The organism is Pantoea deleyi (assembly GCF_022647325.1).
Lineage (GTDB): Bacteria > Pseudomonadota > Gammaproteobacteria > Enterobacterales > Enterobacteriaceae > Pantoea > Pantoea deleyi.
This window is the reverse complement of sequence record NZ_CP071405.1, coordinates 1,214,668-1,229,125: the sequence shown is the minus strand read 5'-3', so window position 1 is coordinate 1,229,125 and position 14,458 is coordinate 1,214,668. Positions and strand designations below refer to the sequence as shown.

15 protein-coding genes are annotated in these 14,458 nt (G+C 60.8%); 6 read left to right on the top strand and 9 right to left on the bottom strand.

Features of this window, described 5'->3' with window-relative positions:
* Positions 1–8 precede the first annotated feature (8 nt).
* The 3 genes from J1C59_RS05940 to flk all read left to right on the top strand — a co-directional run bounded on the left by J1C59_RS05940 (position 9) and on the right by flk (position 3,114).
* The gene (locus J1C59_RS05940; protein WP_128086009.1) at positions 9–440 is read left to right on the top strand and encodes a tripartite tricarboxylate transporter TctB family protein; all 432 of its coding nucleotides are present in this window, start codon (positions 9–11) and stop codon (positions 438–440) included.
* A gap of 10 nt (positions 441–450) precedes the next feature.
* Positions 451–1,956, top strand: a complete 1,506-nt coding sequence (locus J1C59_RS05935) for a tripartite tricarboxylate transporter permease (RefSeq protein ID WP_128086008.1) — start codon at positions 451–453, stop codon at positions 1,954–1,956.
* A gap of 111 nt (positions 1,957–2,067) precedes the next feature.
* The gene (gene flk / locus J1C59_RS05930; protein ID WP_128086007.1) at positions 2,068–3,114 is read left to right on the top strand and encodes a flagella biosynthesis regulator Flk; all 1,047 of its coding nucleotides are present in this window, start codon (positions 2,068–2,070) and stop codon (positions 3,112–3,114) included.
* A gap of 1 nt (position 3,115) precedes the next feature.
* On the opposite strand, the gene J1C59_RS05925 is transcribed toward flk, so the two are convergent.
* Positions 3,116–3,559: a rhodanese-like domain-containing protein gene (locus J1C59_RS05925; RefSeq protein ID WP_128086006.1), complete on the bottom strand. Its 444-nt coding sequence runs from the start codon at positions 3,557–3,559 to the stop codon at positions 3,116–3,118.
* An 87-nt stretch (positions 3,560–3,646) separates the two neighbouring features.
* On the opposite strand from J1C59_RS05925, the gene pdxR reads away from it, so the two are divergent.
* The gene (pdxR, locus tag J1C59_RS05920) at positions 3,647–5,080 is read left to right on the top strand and encodes a MocR-like pyridoxine biosynthesis transcription factor PdxR (protein WP_128086005.1); all 1,434 of its coding nucleotides are present in this window, start codon (positions 3,647–3,649) and stop codon (positions 5,078–5,080) included.
* Positions 5,081–5,228: 148 nt separating this feature from the next.
* Here pdxR and fabB read toward each other — a convergent pair whose 3' ends face one another.
* Entirely contained in the window at positions 5,229–6,449 is a 1,221-nt protein-coding gene (fabB, locus tag J1C59_RS05915) for a beta-ketoacyl-ACP synthase I (protein WP_111140438.1), read from the bottom strand.
* A 154-nt stretch (positions 6,450–6,603) separates the two neighbouring features.
* On the opposite strand from fabB, the gene mnmC reads away from it, so the two are divergent.
* Positions 6,604–8,610 (top strand): bifunctional tRNA (5-methylaminomethyl-2-thiouridine)(34)-methyltransferase MnmC2/FAD-dependent 5-carboxymethylaminomethyl-2-thiouridine(34) oxidoreductase MnmC1, encoded by a 2,007-nt coding sequence (gene mnmC / locus J1C59_RS05910; protein WP_140916973.1) that lies wholly within the window; start codon positions 6,604–6,606, stop codon positions 8,608–8,610.
* 33 nt (positions 8,611–8,643) lie between these two features.
* On the opposite strand, the gene J1C59_RS05905 is transcribed toward mnmC, so the two are convergent.
* The 6 genes from J1C59_RS05905 to prmB are packed head-to-tail and all read right to left on the bottom strand — an operon-like array spanning position 8,644 to position 13,230.
* Complete coding sequence (locus J1C59_RS05905; RefSeq protein ID WP_128086956.1) at positions 8,644–8,928, bottom strand: YfcL family protein; 285 nt, start codon at positions 8,926–8,928, stop codon at positions 8,644–8,646.
* Between the two features lie 32 nt (positions 8,929–8,960).
* Positions 8,961–9,506: an elongation factor P hydroxylase gene (locus tag J1C59_RS05900; protein ID WP_128086955.1), complete on the bottom strand. Its 546-nt coding sequence runs from the start codon at positions 9,504–9,506 to the stop codon at positions 8,961–8,963.
* A 19-nt stretch (positions 9,507–9,525) separates the two neighbouring features.
* The gene (locus tag J1C59_RS05895; protein ID WP_128086954.1) at positions 9,526–10,329 is read right to left on the bottom strand and encodes a sulfite exporter TauE/SafE family protein; all 804 of its coding nucleotides are present in this window, start codon (positions 10,327–10,329) and stop codon (positions 9,526–9,528) included.
* A gap of 8 nt (positions 10,330–10,337) precedes the next feature.
* Positions 10,338–11,162, bottom strand: a complete 825-nt coding sequence (gene mepA, locus J1C59_RS05890) for a penicillin-insensitive murein endopeptidase (RefSeq protein ID WP_140916974.1) — start codon at positions 11,160–11,162, stop codon at positions 10,338–10,340.
* A gap of 4 nt (positions 11,163–11,166) precedes the next feature.
* Complete coding sequence (gene aroC / locus J1C59_RS05885) at positions 11,167–12,252, bottom strand: chorismate synthase (protein ID WP_140916975.1); 1,086 nt, start codon at positions 12,250–12,252, stop codon at positions 11,167–11,169.
* Between the two features lie 45 nt (positions 12,253–12,297).
* A complete protein-coding gene (prmB, locus tag J1C59_RS05880; protein WP_128085457.1) occupies positions 12,298–13,230 on the bottom strand; it encodes a 50S ribosomal protein L3 N(5)-glutamine methyltransferase in 933 nt (310 codons plus the stop codon).
* 159 nt (positions 13,231–13,389) lie between these two features.
* Between prmB and smrB the strand changes: the two genes are divergently transcribed.
* Positions 13,390–13,938 (top strand): endonuclease SmrB, encoded by a 549-nt coding sequence (gene smrB, locus J1C59_RS05875; protein ID WP_128085456.1) that lies wholly within the window; start codon positions 13,390–13,392, stop codon positions 13,936–13,938.
* Between the two features lie 32 nt (positions 13,939–13,970).
* Here the strand turns inward: smrB and sixA are convergent, their stop codons facing one another.
* On the bottom strand, positions 13,971–14,453 hold the full coding sequence (sixA, locus tag J1C59_RS05870; protein ID WP_111141414.1) for a phosphohistidine phosphatase SixA: 483 nt from the start codon (positions 14,451–14,453) through the stop codon (positions 13,971–13,973).
* Between the last annotated feature and the right edge of the window lie 5 nt (positions 14,454–14,458).

Below are 14,458 nucleotides of genomic sequence, written 5' to 3'. Positions count from 1 at the left end.
AGCAGATGATGAGCGATCGTATTTTTGCTGCCCTGTGGCTGGCGCTGTGCCTCGGCGGCATGGTAGTGGCCTGGCAGATCCAGAGTGAATACAGTTACGAACCGGTGGGGCCGCGCCCGTTCCCGATGGCGATCCTGGGCCTGATGGCTATCTGCGCCGTGCTGATGCTCTTTCGTAAACCGGACGCTATTCAGTGGCCCGCCAGCGGCACCCTGAAACGGCTGGCGGCGCTGGCCGTGATGATGATGCTCTATGGCTGGCTGTTCGAGACGCTGGGCTTCGCCATCTGCACGACGCTGCTGACCTTTGGCATCGGCCTGCTGTTCGGGGCGCGCTGGTGGGCCGCCGCGCTGGCCGGGCTGGTGATGGGCACCGCGCTGTTTTACGCATTTGATCGTCTGCTGGAAGTCACCCTTCCGGTCGGCAGCTGGCTGAGTTAAGGAGAGCATCATGGATACCTGGTCCTTTTTAATGCAGGGCTTTGCCGTCGCCATGACGCCAGAGAATCTGCTGATCGCCCTGATCGGCTGCTTTATCGGCACCATCGTCGGCCTGCTGCCTGGCCTCGGCCCGATTAACGGCGTGGCAATTCTGATGCCGCTGGCGTTTGCGCTGCACCTGCCGGCTGAATCGGCGCTGATCCTGCTGGCGACGGTTTATATCGGCTGTGAGTATGGCGGACGTATCTCCTCGATTCTGCTCAACGTGCCGGGCGATGCCGGTGCCATCATGACCGCGCTGGATGGCTACCCCATGGCGCAGCAGGGTAAAGCGGGCGTCGCCCTCTCCATTTCGGCGGTCAGCTCGTTTATCGGCTCCACCATCGCTATCGTGGGGATCATTCTGTTCGCCCCGCTGCTGGCCAGCTGGTCGCTGGCGTTCGGACCGGCTGAATATTTTGCCCTGATGGTCTTCGCCATCGCCTGCCTGGGCAGCATGATGAGCCACAACCCGCTGAAATCGTTCCTTGCCGCCTTAATCGGTCTGGGCATGGCGACGGTCGGGGTGGATGCGAATACCGGCGTCTACCGGTTTACCTTCGAAAGCGTCCACCTTTCCGACGGCATTCAGTTTGTGGTTGTCGTGATTGGCCTGTTCTCGGTCAGTGAAATTCTGCTGATGCTGGAATCAACCAGCAGCGGTCAGAAGGCGGTGCGGGCGAGCGGCCGCATGATGTTCAACATGAAAGAGGCGGCGATGGCAACCGGTGCAACGCTACGCTCCTCCTTCCTGGGCTTCTTTGTCGGCGTTCTGCCGGGTGCCGGTGCGACCATCGCCAGCGCCATCGCCTACATGACGGAGAAAAAAATCAGCGGCAGTGACCAGTTCGGTAAAGGCGATATCCGCGGCGTGGCCGCCCCGGAAGCGGCAAACAACGCCTCCGCCTGTGGCTCCTTTATCCCGATGCTGACGCTGGGTATCCCTGGTTCCGGCACCACGGCGGTGATGGTCGGCGCCCTGACGCTCTATAACATCACGCCAGGCCCGGCGATGTTTGTCGAGCAGCCGGATATCGTCTGGGGTCTGATCGCGGCACTGCTGATTGGCAACGTCATGCTGCTGGTGATGAACATCCCGATGATCAACGTTTTTGCCCGTATGCTGAGCATTCCGCTCTGGATCCTGGTGCCGGCCATCGCCGCGATTTCCGCCGTGGGCGTTTACGCCGTGCACAGCACCACCTTCGATCTGCTGCTGATGGTCGGTCTGGGGATTTTCGGCTATATCCTGCGCAAAATGGACTTCCCGATGTCGCCCCTGATTCTGGGCTTCGTGCTGGGTGAAATGCTCGAACAGAACCTGCGCCGCGCCCTGTCGATCAGTAACGGCAATCTGGTGATCCTGTGGGAAAGCCTGATTTGCAAAGTGCTGCTGGTGCTGGCGATTGTGGTCCTGCTTGTCCCGCCACTCTGGAAACGCTGGCGTCGTCATCGCCTGAAGCTGGCGGAAGAGTAAATCTCGCATCAAACAGATGTCCCCCGTGGGATTTCACGGGGGCTTTTGCTATCATGGCCTATTCTTGTTCCGGCGCACCCCACGCTGTTCTGTTTTTCCAAGGAATCCGCCATGCAACCTCTCAGCGGCCCCGGTGTGCCGGTCGGCGATCGTTCATCTGTCAATCCGCAAACCGGCGTTTCGCGTCACGGTTCGGTGGCCGGTGAGCAGCCGCTCTCCCCTGCGCAGCGCACCACCTTAGAACGTCTGATCGTGCGTATCTCTTCGCTCAGCAATCTCAAAGCGCCTGAACTCTGGGCGGGCGTTCGCCATGAGGTCGGCGTGAAGAGCGAGGCTGAGTTGCAGTCGCGCCACTTTCCGTTAGCGGAACAGTACCTTAACAGCCGCCTGACCCAGGCGCAGAACGGCCACGCCACGCGTCAGCTGATGACCCAGCTCACCGAGCTGCTGCCTAAGGGCAATAACCGTCAGGCGGTCAGCGACTTCATTCGCCAGCAGTTTGGTCAGACCGTGCTGAGCGCGCTGAGTCAGGATCAGCTGCACCAGGTGCTGACCATGCTGCAGAACGGGCAGATGACGATCCCGCAGCCGCAACAGATCCGCGTCAGCGATCGCACCCTGCTGCCTGCCGAGCACCATACGCTGAATCAGCAGGTGATCCGTCTGGCGGCCGCGACCGGTGAATCGACCGGGAAGCTCTGGACGGCGGCCCTGAAGCTGGTGAATCTGACCAGCGGCGATCCGATCCCGTCGCGCCACTTCCCGCTGCTGACCCAGTATCTGCAGGTGCGCCAGACGCTGAGCCAGCACAGCGCGCCGACGCTGCAATTGCTGGAGGCGTCCCTGAAACAGCCGCTGGATAAGCAGGAACAGAGCCAGCTGGAGGAGTACAGCCAGCAGCGTTTCCAGGCGACGCCGCAGACCGTGCTCACCGCGACCCAGACGCAGGATCTGCTTAACTTCCTGTTCAGCCGTCGCGCCGAGCGGGCAGAGAAACTTCACGAGCAGCCGCTGGCGCCCAGCGAGATCAAGCCGCAGCCGATCTGGTCGCCGTTTGTCGCCTCGCTGCCCGCGGGTCTGCAACCTCTGGCTCAGCGTCCCCTGCTGGGTCTGTTTGTCGCGCTGTTAGTTATCTTCCTGCTCTGGCTGGTGTTCTGAGTCAGCAGCCACAGGATGCCGCCGGCCCGGAAACGGGCCATTCACCCGCCGCCTCCCCCCACGTCAGCGGATGACCGTCCCGTTTCCAGAAATCCAGCCCGCCAGTCAGCTCTTTGACCTGAAACCCCAGCGAAGCCAGCTTCAGAGCCGCTTTCGTCGAGCCGTTGCAGCCGATGCCGTCACAATAGGTGACATAGACTTTGCTGCGGTCGAGCCGGGCCGTGCTCTCCGCGTTCATGCCGCGATGCGGAAAGTTAATCGCGCTGCAGATATGTCCGGCGCGATACGCGTCCGGGGCGCGCGCATCAATCACGACAATATCCGTGAGCTGCTGCCCTAAATCTTCCGCCAGATCCCAGGCGTCAGTGTAGTAAGCGAGTTTAGCCTGCAGATACTCCAGACTGTGCTGCGGCGTGGCGGCCGGAATGCGTAAAACCGATGACATCGCGATTCTCCTGTTGTGGTGAGCAGGCAGTTTACGGCAAATTGGACTGCTTACTGATACCCATTCCTCATCAGGGATAAGACCCATATGAGCTCTCCGCTGTTACAACTTTTCCAGCATCAGGCGAGCGGCGGCGTGCGTGAGCGGCTCTGCGCCACTCTGCGGCTGGCAATCCACCGTCATCATCTGCACGCCGGGCAGCAGCTGCCCTCCAGCCGACAGCTGGCGCAGGACCTGCGGCTGTCCCGCGTCACGGTGGAGGCGGCTTACGGACAGCTGGAGAGTGAAGGCTATCTGCGACGCGAGACCGGGCGCGGTACCTTTGTTGCCATTACCGTTCCCGTCAGCCCGCAGTCGCCAGCGAGCCGCCCTCAGCCTGCCCGGTTCTCGGCGCGGGGCCAGCAGGTGCTGGCGACCGGAGGCTGTCAGGATCCCCCTTTTCCCCATGCATTTGCCGCCGGTTCACCGGAGTTACGTGCATTTCCTCACGATCTCTGGCGACGATTAACCGGCAACGTGCAGCGCACCCTGGGCAGCGCGGCGATGGGGTATGGCGATCCATGCGGCTATCTGCCACTGCGCGGCGCCCTCGCCGATTATCTGTCGCTCGCCAGGGGCGTAGTCTGCCAGCCGGAGCAGGTCATCATTCTGACCAGTTCGCAACAGGCGCTGCAGCTGCTGGCTATGATGCTGGTCGATCCTGGCGACACGGTGTGGATGGAGGAGCCCGGTTATCCCGGCGCCCGCAACGCGTTTCTGGCCGCTGGCGCACAGGTGCGCGGCATCGGGGTGGACGCCGAAGGCGCGCTGCCCGCCAGCGGCAGCGCGAAGCTGATGTATCTGACCCCCTCGCACCATTATCCCACCGGCGCCACGCTGAGCCTGCCACGGCGTCTGGCGTGGCTGGCGTGGGCGCAGCGCCACCAGAGCTGGCTGATCGAGGACGATTATGACAGCGAGTTTCATTACGACGAGCGTCCTGTTCCGGCCCTGCAGGGCCTGGATCGCTATCAGCGGGTGATTACGCTGGGCACCTTTTCTAAATCGCTGTTCCCCTCGCTGCGGCTGGCCTGGATGGTTGTTCCGCCCGCGCTGATCACGCCCCTCGGCCAGGCGCGCAGCGTGCTGGACGGTCACAGTGCCCTGTTGCCGCAGGCGATAACCGCCGCCTTTCTGCAGCAGGGCCATTTCGCCAGCCATCTGCGGCTGATGCGTCAGCTCTATCACAGCCGTCGGGATCTGTTGCGGACGCAGATTACGCAGCGGCTGTCGCCCTGGCTCACGCCGATGGCCAGCGGCGGCGGCCTGCAGGTCACGGTGAAACTCAACCAGCAAGAGCCACAACGGGAAGCGCGACTGACCGCGCTGGCAGCACAGCGGGGTCTGCTGCTGCCGCGCCTGAGTCCGCTCTATGCCGGGTCCACGCCGCAGCAGGGCTGGATGCTGGGCTTTGCGGCGCTGACGCCGGAGGAGATCGTAACAGGGTGCGATAAGCTGCGAGCGCTGCTGCAGGCGGATTAAGGCGGAGCGTTAAACAGGCGCAGGGAGGGAGACTTCAGACGGATGCGCCTTTACGTCAGGGGGAAACGTCAAGGTGAAAAAGACGCGCACTGCGCCGGGCAAAGAAAAAGGGCCGGCAAGCCGGCCCTTCAGCATCCTGACGTAATGATTACGCCTGATATTTACGCATGGTCAGCGTGGCGTTGGTGCCGCCGAAGCCGAAGCTGTTGGACATCACCGTGGTCAGCTCTTTTTCCATCGGCTGGGTGACAATGTTCATGCCTTCCGCTGCCGCATCGAGTGAACTGATGTTGATGCTAGGCGCGATAAAGCCATGTTCCAGCATCAGCAGTGAGTAGATCGCTTCCTGCACGCCCGCCGCACCCAGGGAGTGACCGGTCATGGCTTTGGTCGCAGAGATGTACGGCGTGTTGTCGCCAAACACTTCGCGGATCGCACCCAGCTCTTTCACGTCGCCCACCGGGGTGGAAGTACCGTGGCTGTTCAGGTAGTCGATTGGGGTATCCACACCGTTCATCGCCATCTTCATGCAGCGCACTGCGCCTTCGCCTGACGGCGCAACCATGTCGGCACCATCGGAGGTCGCACCGTAACCGACGATTTCGGCATAGATGTGCGCACCACGGGCCAGCGCATGCTCCAGCTCTTCAACCACGACCATGCCACCGCCACCGGCGATAACGAAGCCGTCGCGCTCGTTGTCATAGGTGCGTGACGCTTTTTCTGGCGTGTCGTTGTAGCGGGTAGAGAGCGCGCCCATTGCGTCGAACTCACAGGCCATCTCCCAGCACAGCTCTTCGCCGCCACCGGCAAAAACGATATCCTGTTTGCCCAGCTGAATCTGCTCAACCGCGTTACCGATACAGTGCGCAGAGGTGGCACAGGCGGAGCTGATCGAGTAGTTTACGCCATGAATTTTAAATGGCGTGGCGAGGCAGGCAGATACACCGGATGCCATCGCCTTGGTCACGACATAGGGACCCACGGCTTTCAGACCACGCGGGCTGCGCATGGCGTCCGCACCGAACACCTGAAAACGTGGCGAACCGCCGCCTGAACCGGCAATCAGACCCACACGCGGGTTGCTCTGATACATTTCAGCGCTGAGGCCGGAATCTTTAATCGCTTCTTCCATGGAGAGATAAGCATAGATGGACGCATCACTCATAAAACGCACAACTTTGCGATCGATGAGGCCGGTGGTATCTAATTTAACGTTACCCCAGACGTGACTACGCATGCCGGAATCTTTCATCTCTTCAGAAAAGGTGATGCCAGAGCGTCCTTCACGCAGAGATGACAGCACTTCCTGCTGGTTATTACCAATACTGGAAACGATCCCTAAGCCAGTAATCACAGCACGTTTCATTCAATCTTCCTCATCCACTTCTTCTTAATTGGGATGCACTCTAGCGTACACTTGTACGCCGAACAAGTCCGATCAGCTATTTCCTTTTGTAAATTTGCGTCATGTCACGTGGGTCGTTAAAATCGCGCCACTGCCTGAAAAATGAGCCTTTGCCGTGAAATTAACATCGGTTGAACATGCACAGCTAAACTGGAATGAACAGGGTACACCTGTTTCCCGAGCGTTTGATGACGTCTATTTCTCTAATGACAACGGTCTGGAAGAGACGCGCTACGTATTCCTTGGCGGGAACGGTTTTCCCCAGCGTTTTGCTGCGCATCCGCGCGATCTCCTGGTCGTGGCGGAGAGCGGTTTTGGCACCGGTCTCAATTTCCTGACGCTGTGGCAGGCGTTCGACGCCTTTCAGCGTGAACAGCCGGATGCCCCTCTCAGACGACTGCACTTCATCAGTTTCGAAAAATTCCCCCTGACCCGCGAAGATCTGGCGGCGGCCCATCAGCACTGGCCTGAACTGGCACACTGGGCCGGGGCGCTGCAGGCGCAGTGGCCTGCTGCCCTGCCCGGCTGTCAGCGGCTGCTGTTTGATGGCGGTCGCATCACGCTGGATCTCTGGCTGGGGGATATTAACGCGCTGATGAGTCAGCTGGATGAAAGTCTGCATCGCCAGGTGGATGCCTGGTTCCTGGACGGGTTTGCCCCGTCGAAGAACCCCGACATGTGGACGCCGGAGCTGTTCGGCATGATGGCAAGGCTGGCGCGGCCGGAGGCGACCTTCGCCACCTTCACCGCCGCCGGTTTTGTGCGGCGCGGGCTGCAGCAGGCGGGCTTTGACGTCATCCGCCGCAAAGGATTTGGTCCGAAACGCGAGATGCTGTGCGGCACATTGCAGGATGCGCCTGCACTGCCCAGCCCGCAGCCGTGGTATCACCGCCGCGCCGCTGAAGAGCGCGAAGTAGCCCTGATCGGCGGTGGCGTTGCCAGTGCGACCCTGGCGCTGGCGCTGCTGCGTCGCGGCTGGCGGGTAACGCTCTACTGTGCCGATGAAGCGCCCGCGCTGAACGCCTCCGGTAACCGTCAGGGGGCGCTCTACCCGCTTCTCAACCAGCACGATCCGGCCCTGGCGACCTTTTTCCCGGCGGCCTTTGGCTTCGCCCGCAGGCTCTACGACCAGCTAAACGTCAGCTATGAACATGCCTGGAGTGGCGTGCTGCAACTGGGCTGGGATGAGAAGAGCCGTAAAAAGATCGGGAAGATGCTGGCGATGGGGCTGCCAGAGACGATCGCCCATCACGTCGATGTCGCCGAGGCAGAAAGGCTGGCGAATGTTAAACATGGCCATGACGGTATTTTCTATCCGCAGGGCGGCTGGCTTTCACCGGTCGAACTGACGACGGCGATCCTGGCCTATGGCGAAACTCAGGGCCTGCGCATTCACTGGCTGCACCGCGTCGAGACGCTGTCGCGCGAGGATGAGCAGTGGACGCTCACTTTCCGCGATCGTCCGGCGGTTCGCCACACCAGCGTGGTGCTGACGAACGGTCACACCATTGCTGACTTTATCCAGAGCGCCCCCCTGCCAGCCTATGCGGTGGCCGGTCAGGTCAGTCACGTTCCCTCCACGCCCGGCCTGGATGCGCTGCAGACGGTGCTCTGTTACGACGGCTATCTGACGCCTGTCAGCCCGCAGTTTGGCACCCACTGCATTGGCGCCAGCTACCGCCGGGGCGAGACCACCACCGATTATCGCGAGACGGATCAGCAGGAGAACCGCAGTCGGCTGGTGCACTGCCTGCCGGACGGCGAGTGGGCCAGAGGCGTCGATGTCAGTGGCGGCGAAGCGAGAATGGGTGTGCGCTGTGCGTCGCGCGATCACCTGCCGATGGTCGGCAGCGTGCCCGATTATGCGGCAACGCTGGCGCAGTATGCCGATCTGCCGGCCACGCTGGCCCGCGGCGGTGAGGTCGCTGAAGCGCCCGATCTGCCGGGCTTGTTTATTGCTGGTGCGCTGGGATCGCGCGGCCTGTGCAGTGCACCGCTGGTGGCCGAAGTGCTGGCCGCCCAGCTGGCGGGTGAACCGCAGCCGCTGGATGCTGCGACGCTGGCGGCGCTCAATCCGAATCGTTACTGGGTCAGGAAATTACTGAAGGGAAAAGCGGTCTAGCGGACGCAACGGGCGGCACGCCGCCCGGCACGATTACGCGGAGAGCTGGCGGGCCTGAACGAACAGGTTATCCCACATGCCGACGACCAGGGCCTGGTCGCGCGGTGAAAGTTCACCGGCGGCAATGGCATTTTGCAGGCTGCGTGAGACCTGAACCTGCAGCGCTTCCGGGGTGTGTTCATCCAGCTGCTCGACTTCCGCGACCGCCAGAGTCAGGTGCCCGCGCAGATAACCGCTGGCGAACAGCTCATCGTCGCTGGCGTGATCAACCATGTCGTCAATCAGGGCCAGAATACGCGCTTCAAATTCTGCGATCATCTCAATTCCTCTTTTAATCATGCCTTGCTGCATCACAGATCGTCCGGCCAGGGAAACTGCGACGCGGTTAATGGCGGTCTGCCATAAAATTCCGCCAGAGCGGTAATAAAACGCGCGGGACGGTCGGGAATACCCGACGTCAGATAACGCATCACCTGAGCATGCACCTTACGCTGAAACGCAATGCGATCCGGCTCACAATCTCCATCGAGATTGTCACAACTCACGTTGAAGGGAAAGCCTGCCGCGGTACAAAACATCCACTCCAGCGCCTGCGGCTTCACTTCTACCGCTTCAAACTGGCTCTGCGTCTGGGCATCGCGGCCATCCGGGCAATACCAGTAGCCAAAATCGACCAGCTTACGACGGGCTTCGCCGGCGATGCACCAGTGAGAGATTTCATGCAGGGCGCTGGCGTAAAAGCCGTGGGCGAAGACCACCCGGTTCCACGGCGACGTTTCGTCGGCAGGAAGATAGATCGGTTCATCGTCGCCTTTAATTAGACGGGTCTGAAATTCATCGCTGAAGCAGCGATCGAACAGCGCGATCAGCTGTTCGTAATGATGGGTCGGGTTCATGACAGGTTCACGTGAAAAGTTACGATTGCAGCGCGGCAAGCCAGGCCATAATGGCGCTGCCGTGGCTGTCCCACAATAATTTAATGCTCATGACGGCGGAGACAATCACCACCATCGGGCGGATCAGTTTCTGTCCGCGGCTCAGCACCAGGCGCGCGCCCATGCGGGCACCGCAGAAAGCCCCGAGCATCATGATCAGACCGGTTCCCCAGACGACTTTACCGCCAAACATAAAGAACAGCAGGCTGCCCACGTTCGAGGTGAAGTTCAGTACCTTGGCATGGGCGGTCGCTTTGGCGAGGTTGTAGCCGCAGAGCGTGACAAACGCCAGCGCATAGAAAGAGCCAGCGCCGGGGCCGAAGAATCCGTCGTAGAATCCTATCGCTCCGCCGCCGACCAGCGCGTAGGCGAGGCCATGCAGGCGGCGCGTCTGGTCCACTTCCCCCAGACGCGGCATCAGCAGGAACCACAGGCCGATAGCGATCAGGAACAGCGGCAGCATCTGACGCAGAAAATCCGCCTGCAGGCGCTGGATCAGGATGGCGCCCAGTACCGAACCGAGCAGCGTCATGGCGATGTTCAGCCTCTGCTCTTTCAGACTGACCGCGCCGCGCCGGACAAAATAGAGGCTGGCGGAAAACGATCCGCCGACCGACTGCAGCTTATTGGTCGCCAGCGCCTGGGCCGGAGAGAGGCCCGCAGCCAGCAGCGAAGGCACGGTCAGTAACCCGCCGCCGCCCGCGATGGAATCGATAAAACCGGCGAGCATGGCGATTAAGAACAGCAGCCCGACCAGCAGCGGGCTGACCACAAACCAATCCATGGAATCCCTTACAGTAGATGTTTATCCAGCAGGGCCTGACAGGCAGGCGGAAGCGGTGGCGGCTCGCGTTTCACCGGCGCGCCTGAACCCGGCTGCTTCGGCAGGAACCAGCTCTGCAGCTCGGCGCCACAGCCGTCACCCGCAGGCGGTTCAGGCTGCTCTTCGCACCCGGGACTGCCCGCCGGGCAGCGCAGCCGCACATGCATATGAGCGCGATGAGCGAACCACGGACGCACTTTGCGCAGCCACGCCCGGTCGCTTCCCGCATCGGCACATAGCTGCTTTTTAATCGCCGGATTGACGAAGATACGCGTAACTTCATCATCTTTCGCCGCCAGTTTAATCAGGCTGTCAATTTCGGGCTGCCAGTGACGGGCAATCACATTGCGATCGCCCGGCCCCACCAGATCCAGCGGTTGCGGCTTCAGCAGCTGCTGCGCGCTCCAGCGGGTTTTGGGCAGCTGCAGCCAGATATCGACGTCGAGTCCGGTCTGGTGACTGGCGTGACCGCTGCTGAAGCGGCCGCCTGCTGCCATGCCCATATCGCCGATCAGCACATTGCCCAGCTGCAGGTTGTGCACCTGGTTACTGAGTCGCTGAATAAACTGAATCAGATCGGGATGACCGAAATAGCGACGCTGATCCTGACGCATCACCTGATAGTGAGGTGAATTCAGCGGCAGCGCCTCAGCACCAACGATACAGCCGTTGGCGAAGCCCCCGATGGATTGGGGCGCACCGCTGATGGGCTGCTGAATACGCTGCCACGGCGTCGCCGCCAGGCTGGATGCGCTGACCAGCAGCGCGCTGAGGATAAGCAGGAGTCTCTTCATCCTGTCACCAGCGTGGCACGGAGCTGTTAACGTCACCGTTCTGCGCACGCTGGCGCAGCAGATGATCCATCAGGACGATCGCCATCATCGCCTCGGCGATCGGCACGGCGCGGATCCCGACGCAGGGATCGTGGCGGCCTTTAGTGATCATCTCCACCTCTTCGCCGTCGCGGGTAATGGTTTTGCCCGGGACGGTGATGCTGGAGGTCGGTTTCATCGCCAGGTTGGCGCTGATGGTCTGGCCGCTGCTGATGCCGCCCAGAATGCCGCCCGCGTGGTTGCTCTGGAAACCGTCGTGACGGATTTCGTCGCGATGCTGGCTGCCGCGCTGGTTCACCACGGCAAAACCGTCACCGATTTCGACGCCTTTTACCGCGTTGATGCTCATCAGCGCATGCGCCAGATCGGCATCCAGACGGTCAAAGACCGGCTCGCCCAGGCCTGGCGGCACGTTATCCGCCATGACCGTCACTTTCGCGCCAATGGAGTCGCCCTCTTTTTTCAGGCCACGCATCAGTTCATCCAGCGCTTCCAGCTTGTCGGCATCCGGGCAGAAGAACGGGTTCTGTTCAACGATGCTCCAGTCTTTCAGCTCACAGGCGACGTCACCGATCTGCGCCAGATAACCGCGCACCACCACGCCATGCTTCATCTGCAGATACTTTTTGGCAATCGCGCCCGCCGCGACGCGCATCGCGGTTTCGCGCGCCGACGAGCGGCCGCCGCCGCGATAGTCGCGCTGACCATATTTCTGCTCGTAGGTGTAATCAGCATGGCCGGGACGGAAGAGATCCTTGATGGCGCCATAATCCTGGGAGCGCTGATCGGTATTCTCAATCAGCAGACCGATAGAGGTGCCGGTGGTGACCCCTTCAAAAACACCCGACAAAATTTTCACCTGATCCGGCTCGCGACGCTGTGTGGTGTAGCGCGAGGTGCCGGGACGACGGCGATCGAGATCGTGCTGAATGTCGGCCTCCGTCAGCGGAATGCCCGGCGGCACGCCATCAACGATACAGCCCAGCGCCAGACCGTGGGATTCGCCAAAGGTGGTTACTCGAAAAAATTGCCCGATGCTGTTTCCGGCCATGCTGTTTCCTTGTCAGAGTTCGGCGGGCGAGGCTTCGCCCCACTTTTAGTCTTTGTAAAAAGAGAAATGGTGTTGTGCGTCGACGATCTGCTGGCGCGTCAGGGTAAAGACACCGTCCCCGCCGTTGTCGAATTCCAGCCAGGTGAACGGCACATCAGGATACTGCTCGATCATGTGCACCATGCTGTTGCCCACTTCGCAGACCAGAACGCCCTGCTCGCTGAGATAGTCAGGCGCGCAGGCCAGTATGCGGCGCACCAGCTTGAGGCCGTCGCTGCCGGCTGCCAGGCCAAGCTCCGGCTCATGGCGATATTCATTCGGCAGGTCGTCCATATCTTCCGCATCCACATAAGGCGGATTGGTGACGATCAGATCGTATTTCAGCGGCGGCAGTTCGCGGAACAGATCGGCACGGATCGGCGTAACCTGATGGATCAGGCCATGCTCTTCGATGTTCTGCTCGGCCACCGCCAGCGCACCGGTCGAAATATCGACCGCATCGACTTCCGCTTCCGGGAAGGCGTAGGCGCAGGCAATCGCGATACAGCCGCTGCCGGTGCACATATCGAGAATATGACGCGGCGGGGCACTGACCAGACCGGCAAAGCGGTTCTCGATCAGTTCGCCGATCGGTGAACGCGGCACCAGCACGCGCTCATCCACAAAGAATTCGTGGCCGCAGAACCAGGCTTTATTGGTCAGATAGGCGACCGGAATACGCTCGTTGACGCGACGGATCACGCGCTCGACGATTAAGAGACGCTCGCTGGCGGTCAGACGCGCATTGCGCATATCTTCCGGAATATCCAGCGGCAGCCAGAGTGACGGCAGGACCAGTTGAACGGCTTCGTCCCAGGGATTATCTGTGCCATGCCCGTACCAGATTCCGGCAGCGGAAAAGCGGCTCACCGCCCAGCGCAGCATGTCCTGAATAGTGTGCAGTTCGTTCACTGCCTCATCGACGAAAATTTTGTCCACGTAGCCCTCCGCAGGCCTTTTGCTAAATCGGCCAGTAGTGTGCCATGAAGCCGGAGAGAATTCAGCGCAGCGAGGTGAAAAAGCTGACAATTATTCGTACTTAACGGTAAGGTATCGGCTCTGCTGTGTGACAGCCTTTTCTGATATGACTGACCTGCCATGAGTAAAAAAACGCCCTTAAGCCCGGATGATCAGGCGCTGTTTCGCCAGTTAATGACTGGCACGCGTCAGTTAAAACAGGACACATTTGTCCACAAAGCGCCGGTAAAAACGCGCCAGGTGCCGATAAAACGTCTGCTTTCAGAGCAGGCGGACAACAGCCACTACTTCTCGGATGAGTTTCAGCCGCTGCTCTCTACCGAAGGCGCAACCCGCTACGTGCGCGCCGACGTCAGCCACTTTGAGCTGAAAAAACTGCGTCGCGGCGACTATACGCCGGAGATTTTCCTCGACCTGCACGGCCTGACCCAGCAGCAGGCCAAGCAGGAGCTGGGCGCACTGATCGCCGCCTGCCGCCGTGAACATCTGTTCTGCGCCAGCGTCATGACCGGACATGGAAAACATATTCTGAAGCAGCAGACGCCGCTGTGGCTGGCCCAGCATCCGTGGGTGATGGCCTTTCATCAGGCACCGAAACTGTTCGGCGGTGACGCCGCGCTGCTGGTGCTGATTGAAATTGAGGAGTGGCAACCGCCCGAGTTGCCGTGAGGACGGGGCCGGTGTAATCGGCCCGCCAGAAGTCAGATGGCTTTCGCCAGCTTTTTCGGGCTGACCTGCCAGAGCAGTTTGCCGGCATGTTCAGCAGGGTCGAACTCAACGCAGGCGATGGCGGATGTGGCAAACATCGGCGGCGCCTCCTGCGGGCAGAGCTCAGAGACTAAATACCCTACCAGCGGCAGGTGCGAGATCACCAGAGCCGATTTCACCCCTTCGTTCGCCAGCATCTGCAGATAGCAGCCGACGCGCTCCGGATCGCCACCCGGCGTTAACTCCGGCAGCACATCCTGATTTTCAGGCAGGGAAAAGGCTTCACGCACGGTAGCGAGCGTTTGCTGCGCGCGTAAATAGGGACTCACCAGGACACGCTCAATTTCCGGCGTCTGGCTGTTCAGCCAGTGAGCCATCTGGCGGGATTCGTCGCAGCCACATAAGGTTAAAGGCCTGACTGAATCACTGGCTGCTTCCAGAGCCGCATCGCCGTGACGCATGATAAAAACTTGCATAAAGC